Annotated in this window: 7 protein-coding genes; all 7 read left to right on the top strand. The window is 46.2% G+C overall.

Annotation, left to right across the window (positions count from 1 at the left end; translation table 11 throughout):
- The coding region (locus C8E01_RS15590; protein ID WP_133242780.1) for a T9SS type A sorting domain-containing protein at positions 1-582 on the top strand (582 nt) is incomplete at its 5' end.
- Between the two features lie 785 nt (positions 583-1,367).
- A complete protein-coding gene (locus C8E01_RS15585; protein ID WP_116544383.1) occupies positions 1,368-2,816 on the top strand; it encodes a T9SS type A sorting domain-containing protein in 1,449 nt (482 codons plus the stop codon).
- A 73-nt stretch (positions 2,817-2,889) separates the two neighbouring features.
- A complete protein-coding gene (locus tag C8E01_RS15580; protein WP_165820665.1) occupies positions 2,890-4,359 on the top strand; it encodes a serine/threonine protein kinase in 1,470 nt (489 codons plus the stop codon).
- A gap of 319 nt (positions 4,360-4,678) precedes the next feature.
- Positions 4,679-6,049, top strand: a complete 1,371-nt coding sequence (locus tag C8E01_RS15575; RefSeq protein ID WP_116544381.1) for an amidohydrolase family protein — start codon at positions 4,679-4,681, stop codon at positions 6,047-6,049.
- A gap of 83 nt (positions 6,050-6,132) precedes the next feature.
- On the top strand, positions 6,133-6,906 hold the full coding sequence (locus C8E01_RS15570; protein WP_116544380.1) for an MBL fold metallo-hydrolase: 774 nt from the start codon (positions 6,133-6,135) through the stop codon (positions 6,904-6,906).
- 23 nt (positions 6,907-6,929) lie between these two features.
- Positions 6,930-7,292 carry a DUF1622 domain-containing protein gene (locus tag C8E01_RS15565; protein ID WP_116544379.1) on the top strand — a complete coding sequence of 121 codons (363 nt, stop codon included), beginning with the start codon at positions 6,930-6,932 and terminating at the stop codon, positions 7,290-7,292.
- A 482-nt stretch (positions 7,293-7,774) separates the two neighbouring features.
- Complete coding sequence (locus C8E01_RS15560; protein WP_165820664.1) at positions 7,775-8,458, top strand: coiled-coil domain-containing protein 22; 684 nt, start codon at positions 7,775-7,777, stop codon at positions 8,456-8,458.
- Positions 8,459-8,733: the final 275 nt, after the last annotated feature.

Below are 8,733 nucleotides of genomic sequence, written 5' to 3'. Positions count from 1 at the left end.
TCGCCCTCGGCGGTGGGGAGCGTCAAGTTCGAGCTGAGCGGGGCCCAGAGCAAGACCTTCACCGACAGCAAGGCCCCCTACGCCCTGCACGGCGACAACGGCAGGGGCAACTACTACTTCGGCAACTGGAACCCGCCGGCCACCGGCGCCTACACCCTCAAGGCCACCCCCTACACCGGCGCCAAGGCCACCGGAACGACCGGGACTCACATGACCATCAACTTCACAATTGTGAAGGGCGATAAGGTGGGCAAAGAACTTTCTAAGGTACAGGTAACACCACCAGGACTTATAAAACACCCTAGTGGCACTCACCCAGTCCTTGAAAAACTAAGTGTCTACCCTAATCCCTTTTCAGACAAAGCCAGAGTACGTTTCATTGCTTCAGAGAACGAGGATTATACTGTCTCACTTTATGACAGCAAAGGTACATTACTGAGGGTGATACATCATGGCAGAGCCGTATCCGGACAAGTTTACGAACTAGACTTTGATGGATCTGATTTAGGAAAAGGACTTTATATGATTAGGCTACAGTCAAGTAGTGAAAACGAGACATTTAAGTTAATGCTCGAAAGGTAACACCCATTATCAGCAGTATTTTCGCTATTGCTCTAATTTAACTTCATCCTCGTCCCTTCCAAATTATATTCGGTGAAGGGGCGAGGATTAGTTTTTAACCTTTTTAATCATTGATAATTTTTAGAATTCCCCTTAGGTTCCAGACTCACGAAATATTATTTTTCTGTTAAAGGTTAGATGATAGAATGATCTAAATAGCTTTAGTGCTATCGTGGAGAAAATGTTAGAAAATCAAACTGGGCTTTATTCTTTATATAGGTGAGGTTAGTAAGCAAAGGAGATCGAAAACAAGAGCTTGATGAAAGTCGCTGACAAGAATACTATATAGCATCCTTATTGTACTACAGCTAGCTTTACTGTTAATAGCTAATAGAATTTGAATAATGTGTACCTAGTTACTGTAAGGTATTACAATATAAAATTTTAAGTTTAAAATATAGCATAATATTTTAACCCTTAATTTCATTATAAATAAACATTGTTTCTCCACTGAATTGATTAGCTCTTAAATTAAAGATATAATGCGAATTTCTATAGTTTAATAGTGCTTAATAACTTGCACTAATTACACTATAATTTATCGCATAATTTTATTGAACTGGATTTTGTTTTATGTAAATGTATCTGTTTATTATTATATACGTAAAATTAACTAAGCATTACTCCCAGTAAGTCTGCTTCAGATAAGATCCCAGATAGGCTATATTATACTTTCTAAAGATGTAACTATACCCTTAGCTTGCCTTTTACTGTCAGTTATTTCTGTATGTCTTAGAATATAATGTATGAAAAAAACAGCTACACTTATCCTACTTTTCACCCTTGCATTATCATTTGAAGTATTGGCACAGTTCATATCTATAACTGACTTAAATCCCTTGGAAGCCAGAGATTATGCAACAAGAGAAAAGCAACAGGCAAAGGTGTTTACCCATGCCGGTAAACAGTGGTCTATTCTAGCAAACTCCACTGGCACGCATCTTTGGCAATTAGAAGGCATCACCTGGATACACGCTTTAAATTTAGTTACAAAAAATTCCAGGGCTGATTATGTTATAGATGGTGATGTAGTGCATATTCTTTTATACTCAGGTGTATCCTCCCAATTTATCTCAATTGTGTATGATCATACGGTAGCAAATTTTACATATGCTGGAGAAAAAAAGCAGGTCAGTGAAATTCGTTTGGAGGATGGAATCAAGGTTGCCTCTATTGATCGGGATAACACCGGGCGATTGTGGCTCGCTTCTAGTGGGATCAGCGGTCACATAAACGTGAGATGGAGTGATGCACCATATACTAACTGGAGTTCACCTATAACGATTGCTTCCGGTATAAGAGAAGATGATATCGCAGCCATCATTGCGCTGCCTCAGACAAACAAAATCGGGGTGCTTTGGTCTGATCAGAAAGCAAAAAGATGGGGATTCAAAACACACAAGGACGGTGAGAATCCTGCCATATGGTCAGATGACGAAATTCCTGCTTCTCAATCAGCTCTAAATACTGGATCCGGTATGTCTGATGATCACATAAGCATGAAAGTAGCAAGCGACGGCACATTATATTGTGCTGTAAAAACAGGGTACAATACTGCCGGTCTTCCACTTATTGCGTTACTCGTTCGACGGCCTTCAGGAGAGTGGGATAATATGTACGAAGTGTCTGATCGCGGAACTCTTCCGATCTTAATACTAAATGAGACTTTAGGGAAAATAAAAGTAATATATACAACTGATACTTACGGTGGTGACATCGTCTACAAAGAGTCCTTGATATCTAATATTTCCTTTTGTGATGAATACACACTTATTAAGGGGAACTACAATTACGCAACAAGTATAAAGCATAACTATAGTAAAGATGTCATTATATTAGCTTCAAATGAAAACAGTGTTGTCGGTGTACTCGCAACTGACGACTTATCCAAACAAGGCGGCCCTCAGTCTTCTAGTTGCAATTTAGATAATGTTGAGCGGGATTTTTATGCTTACCCCAATCCTTTTGCATTACAAACCACTGTAAATTTCACTCTAACTAAAGAGCAGGATTATACTTTAACTCTTTTTGATAGCAATGGCGCTAAAATTTCACAGGTGTCAAATAAAACAGCTACTGAGGGGGAGTTAAATAAATTAATAGTTGATGCCACTTCTTTAGCCAGAGGATTATATATTCTGAAACTTGAGACTAGCGACAAAGTAAGAACTTTAAAACTAGTACACGAGCGTTGAACCGGGCAAAACACTTAATTATATCCTTTCATTCCCTCATTCCCGTATTACCCCATGTGAATACATGGGTTCTATGAGCATACCGGAAACAAACGGCATTTTTGCGGCGCATTATTTATTGAAGGAGCAACTGAGTTCGGGCAGGGTTGAAGAGGTCTGGAAAGCAGAGGACTGGACGGCAGAAGGGGCTCCGGTGACGCTGAGGCTGTATGCACCTCACATCCGGCTTGACCACCACAGCCTGGAAATGCTGCAGAAGGAGCAGGAACAGCGGGCGCTCCTACATCACCCTCACTTACTTATACCTTCTAACTTCGGTGTTCACCAGGGTATACCTTTTGAGGTGGCTCCGTTGCAGTCACAGCATACGCTGGCGCAGGCCGCACCGCTACCAGAAAGAGAGATCGCTCAATTAATCTCACAGGTGGGCTCTGCTTTGGGTTACCTGCACACTCAACAACCTCCTTTACCACACCGGCAGATTAACCCGGATAATATTATATTAGATGCCGAGGGGAATTACCTCCTGGCTGTGCCTGCATTAAGCAGCCAGTTGCGCACGCTTCTGCACCGCGCCACCGGTACCCCACTGGCGCAAGGTACAGCTTATGCTGCACCGGAGTTGTTTGGCCCCCACCCGGCACACTCAGGCGCGAGTGATATATTCGCTCTCGGCGTGAGTTTGTACGAGTTGTGCACCGGCGAAACACCATGGCTGGGCAACGGTGGCTTGAGCTTAAGCCAGGGAGCAGAAATTCCGATCATTTCAGCGCCCTACTCTCGCATATTGAGCAACCTAGTGAGGGCCTGCCTGCACCCCGATCCTGAGAAAAGGCCTACAGCCCAGGTACTTGTTGAAGAAGCAAACTATTTTCTGGAATATGGCAAATGGAAATCTTACGGCTCCTTTGGGAATGTGACGGCAGAGTCTATTGTGTATAAGAAGAGGTCTTGGCTATGGCCCGTGTTGCTTATTCTGCTGCTCATAAGTGCCCTTGCTGCGGCCGGATACTACTTTTATGTATGGAAGGCACCTGACAAGGAGTTGGCTGCTGATACTGGTGTAATTACGAACACTCCCATTATACCTGATATTGCAGACACAGCAGTAGCCGACAGTACCCCGGCAGTGGCTAAGCCCGACACACCAACAAACAGACAACCCAGTCAAAAGCCGCAGGCTGCGACACCACAAAAACAAACTCCTCCGGCTACTAAACCGGCTCCATCACGTCCGGTGCAGCCTGCCTACCCACAGCCAACCAGCCTCGAGGGCTACCTGAACGGCTTACTCAACGAGGAAATACCGCTGCAGGTACGCGACCGGTGGCGTGCGCCCATCGGCAAATATTTCTCGCCTGATGCCATTATCTATGCCCGTATGCACGATGCTCCCTTAGGAAGCTTCGGTGTGAGTGAGTTTATTGACATTCTTTTGAGCACTGAGGAGGGCAACAGTATCATTATTGACAAGATCATCTACGACTCAGAAGAAGAAGGCGCTATAGATGAGATCAACGTGAGCATCATAGCCGTTCAGTAAATTTTTGTTCAAAGGCTCAATAGTTTCGGCTTTTCTAGCCACAGAGTAATTGTCGGGATCTACCCTGATCAAAGCACTTTGGTCTCTTTTAGCTCTTTTACTTTCTGGTAGACTCACTATACCTGAAAAGAAATGAATAAGATGATTGAAGTAATAGACCTTGTAAAATCCTCGGTCCTAAAGCTGGTGGCTTTCGCTTTTAGATGTGCTAGGTCAACTACTATCGACCTAATAGAAAACTTTACGTTTAAGCTTACAGTAGTATAACGCAGTTAAGTTTTAGTTTAACTCACCAGGTATAAACAAGCGATTCTCCTCCATGAAAACCTACCTTCTTTTCTTCTCGCTTTTACTCAGCTTATACCCAGCCCTGGCACAGCAGCCAGTCAACTCCCGCGAAAGGGAGGTGGTTTTTCGTTCTGTGAATGTCATCCCGATGGATAAAGAGAAGGTACTTGAGAACCAGACGGTGGTGGTGAAAGACGGGAAGATAACCGCTATTGGAAACAACGGCAAGGTTAAGCACAGCAAAAATGCGCTGATCGTGGATGCCAAAGGGAAATACCTGATGCCCGGCCTAGCCGAGATGCACGCGCATGTTCCTCCTGTCGATGACCTGGAGCCGATGAAAGAGGTGTTGCAGTTGTTTACGCTGCACGGCATCACCACCATACGGGGTATGCTGGGGCATCCGCGCCACCTGGAACTGCGCAGCAAACTGCAGTCAGGTGAGTTGGTCGGTCCCCGGTTTTATACCTCTGGCCCCTCTTTGAATGGTAACAGCGTGAAAACCCCTGAGGCCGGCACCGCAATGGTCAGGCAGCAGAAGCAAGCGGGCTACGATTTCCTGAAACTTCATCCCGGACTCAACAACGAGACTTTTGCCGCCATCGCCAGCGCTGCCAACCAAGAGAAAATGCCCTTTGCAGGACACGTATCTTACGAGGTTGGTGTATGGCGCGCTATTGAAGCGGGCTATGCCTCCATCGACCATATGGATGGATTTATCGAAAGCCTGGTGCCGGGATTGGAGTCCATACCCGAGCAGGAGGCTGGCCTCTTTGCCATGTACATCGGCGACCAGGCAGATACCACCCGTATACCTAAACTGATGAACGCTTTGCGGGAAAAGAACATTTGGGTAGTGCCCACACAGGCCCTTGCCGAGCGCTGGATGTCACCTGCAGAATCTCCTGAGGTACTGGGCAACAAGCCTGAGATGAAGTACATGAATCCCAAAACAGTACAGAACTGGGTGGCCACCAAACAGAAACTGATGGCAGATCCGCGTTATGATGCTGATGCTATAAAGAGGTATGTAAACCTCCGCCAAAAGCTGATCAAGGCTTGCAACGACAACCAGGTGGGGCTGCTGCTCGGCTGCGATTCCCCGCAAGTGTTTAACGTACCCGGCATCTCCACGCATCAGGAGCTCGAATACCTGGTAGCAGCGGGACTCAGCCCATATGAATCCCTCCGGACGGGCACGGTCAATGTGGGCAAATACTTTGATCGTGACGACATAGGCGTGCTGAAAGTGGGGGCTGTAGCAGACCTGTTACTGCTCCACGGCAACCCGCTCAACGATATTTCCCAAACCCAGCGTATAGCAGGTATAGTGATCGGCCATACCTATCTGCCAGAAGCCTACATCAAGCAAGAGCTGAAGAAAATGGAGAAAGCAAAATAAACGACAGCGCCATAACCAAAAGCCTGCTGACTTGTTAGGAATCCGATACTCTGAAAAAATCAAGACACATTAACTGTAAATCTATGAAATTGAAATCCATATTCTTGCTTAGTGGCCTGCTGCTGATGCTGACGGCTCAGGCCCAGCAAACAAAGAACACCGACCGCATTGAAACCGAAAAAGGACCCCTTGTCATACAGCCTGTGCTGCACGGTACATTGGCTCTCACCTGGGGTGGAAAAACAATTTACGTTGATCCGTACGGCGGTGCAGAGGTATTTAAAGGTATAGCCGCCCCGGACCTGATCCTGATCACGGACATCCACGGCGACCACCTCGACCTGAAAACCCTGGAGGCGATCAATACCGACAAAGCTACTTTTGTGGTGCCACAGGCCGTGGCCGATAAGATGCCTGAAAACTTAAAGAAACGGGTAGTAGTAATCGGCAACAACGACCATACCGAGCAGCACGGCATTTCAATTGCGGCACTGCCCATGTACAACCTGCCTGAAACCGAAGACTCCCGTCATACCAAAGGACGTGGCAATGGCTATGTGCTGGAATTCGCTGACAAAACCGTATACCTCTCAGGTGACACGGAAGACATACCAGAGATGCGTGCCCTGCGCAACATCGATGTCGCCTTCGTTTGCATGAACCTGCCTTATACCATGGATGTCGACCAGGCTGCTTCCGCGGTGCTTGAATTTAAGCCGGCCATCGTATACCCTTATCACTACCGGGGTCAGGACGGACTGAGCGATGTGGAAGCCTTCAAGCGAAAAGTAAACGAAGGTGACAAAAACATTGAGGTACGTCTGCGCAACTGGTACCCGGAAAACAGCAAGCAATAGCCGCACACAACCTGACGCCCCACATGCACGACTTTAGGCTGTACATTGAATATATTGCCCGTGCCATAGAAGCGATTGGCGTCCTGATCATTGCGATCGGGGCAGCCATTGCGCTCATTCACTTTATATTTCCACTGCGCCACAACTCCCGCCGCTCTTACAAAGTGCTCCGCCACGAACTCGGCAAAGCCATCCTGCTGGGGCTTGAGATACTGGTTGCCGCCGACATCATCGCGACCGTGGTGACAGAGGCCACCATGGAGCGTGTGCTTACCCTAGGTTTGATCGTGCTGATTCGAACCTTCCTGAGCCTCTCGCTGCAAGTAGAGCTTGAGGGCCGTTTTCCGTGGCAACCCAGAAGACCCGAAGCAGAACACCCCCTCTAGCGCCCATTGCCGGTAAGAGAGAACGCAACATTGCCTGATTAAATCTTTGTCTTTACTAGGGAATAATCACCTAACCGATCGGCTATAATTTAACTTTCGGGTTTGCTCTCGTTTTAGAGATTTTCATTCACAACAAATAGGATTTAGAAAGCTGCCCTGCCTAGGTTTAAAGGCGTTAATACGTCATAACCCCTATGCCAGGAGAGGCATGATGACTTGACTACAAAGCTATTGCTACTAGAAATCAGAACTTTAACAGGGCAGCTTGTGTTAACGGTGGATGAAAAGCCATTGTGCCCGGATGATCGGCTACGCAAGAAGCCAGATCTTTTAGATCTGTTTTGGCAATAAAAAATAAACTTTTGAAGTTAGTGTAAAAAGGTTTTTGGATTCACAGCATAAAATCAATCATTCGACTTTCTCAAAAAAATATTATTTTTATATTTACCGCAATTCAACTTTTACCATTATTCAAAAAAAACATGAAAGCATTCTTTCTTTCCTTATTGATTGTGCTGACTGTAGCGGCACCAGCAGTGCAGGCACAGGGAACGGCTCAAAATGAGAACAAGTCGGCCAATGCTCTTACCGGGCAGTTTAACGATCTCAAAAGCAAGTCCAACTCCTACATGGAAGGCAACAGAGAGTATAAGGTAGTGAATGTAGGCCTGCTTAACTCATTCTGGCAAAGTGTGCAGGCTACGATCAAAGACGTAGAGCAGAAACAAATTAAAGACCTGAATGCGACCCGCCAGGATCTGGAGACGGCACAGGCCCGCATTACCGAGCAGGAGAAGGAAATTGAGGCCCTGAAGCTAGACAATGCTCAAAAAGAAGCTGCCGTGCAACAGAGTGAAGATGCCGTGAATAACCTGCATGTGCTGGGCATTCCGATTCACAAGCAAATCTATGTGATCATCAACACAGCCATTATCGCCCTGCTTCTTATTGCACTGGGTGTGGTGTATACGCAGTTTAAGAGCAGCAAGAAGGTGACTGACCAGAAGAAAAAAGAGTTTGACGACATCGACCGCGAGTTCGCCGAATTCAAGAAAAATGCCCGTGAGCGCGAGATCAAGATCAAGCGTGAGCTGCAAACTGAAATGAACCTGGTGGCAGAACTCAACGATCAGGTTGCCGCCCTACAGAAGAAAGCACACGTGTAAGCAACGCCTTACAATAGCCAATATGCAGAACAGGCTGCCCTATACTTTGGGGCGGCCTGTTTTTTTATGGCCAGAAGTGATCGTAAAACTTCTTTTTGCGCTTTGTTTTTCTATCCCTGCCATACATGTAGTATACAAAGTAACCAACGCCATAAAGGATTAGTACCGATATGATGATTATGATCTCCATGCCCCTTTATACGTAAAAGCTGCACAAAAGACAGCCAGCCGTTGCTCGGCCCTGTACATCACATCTCCTCAGCATACCTGCCATA

Origin of the sequence: Pontibacter virosus (genome assembly GCF_003096355.1) — a bacterium.
Taxonomy (GTDB): Bacteria; Bacteroidota; Bacteroidia; order Cytophagales; family Hymenobacteraceae; genus Pontibacter; species Pontibacter virosus.
The sequence above is the reverse complement of the archived record's forward strand: the minus strand, read 5'-3'. Positions and strand labels throughout refer to the sequence as shown.

Coding starts and splice junctions, on each gene's coding strand:
- C8E01_RS15585 (WP_116544383.1), top strand. CDS start 1,368: ATGAAAAAAACAGCTACACTTATCCTACTTTTCACCCTTGCATTATCA.
- C8E01_RS15560 (WP_165820664.1), top strand. CDS start 7,775: ATGAAAGCATTCTTTCTTTCCTTATTGATTGTGCTGACTGTAGCGGCA.
- C8E01_RS15580 (WP_165820665.1), top strand. CDS start 2,890: ATGAGCATACCGGAAACAAACGGCATTTTTGCGGCGCATTATTTATTG.
- C8E01_RS15565 (WP_116544379.1), top strand. CDS start 6,930: ATGCACGACTTTAGGCTGTACATTGAATATATTGCCCGTGCCATAGAA.
- C8E01_RS15575 (WP_116544381.1), top strand. CDS start 4,679: ATGAAAACCTACCTTCTTTTCTTCTCGCTTTTACTCAGCTTATACCCA.
- C8E01_RS15570 (WP_116544380.1), top strand. CDS start 6,133: ATGAAATTGAAATCCATATTCTTGCTTAGTGGCCTGCTGCTGATGCTG.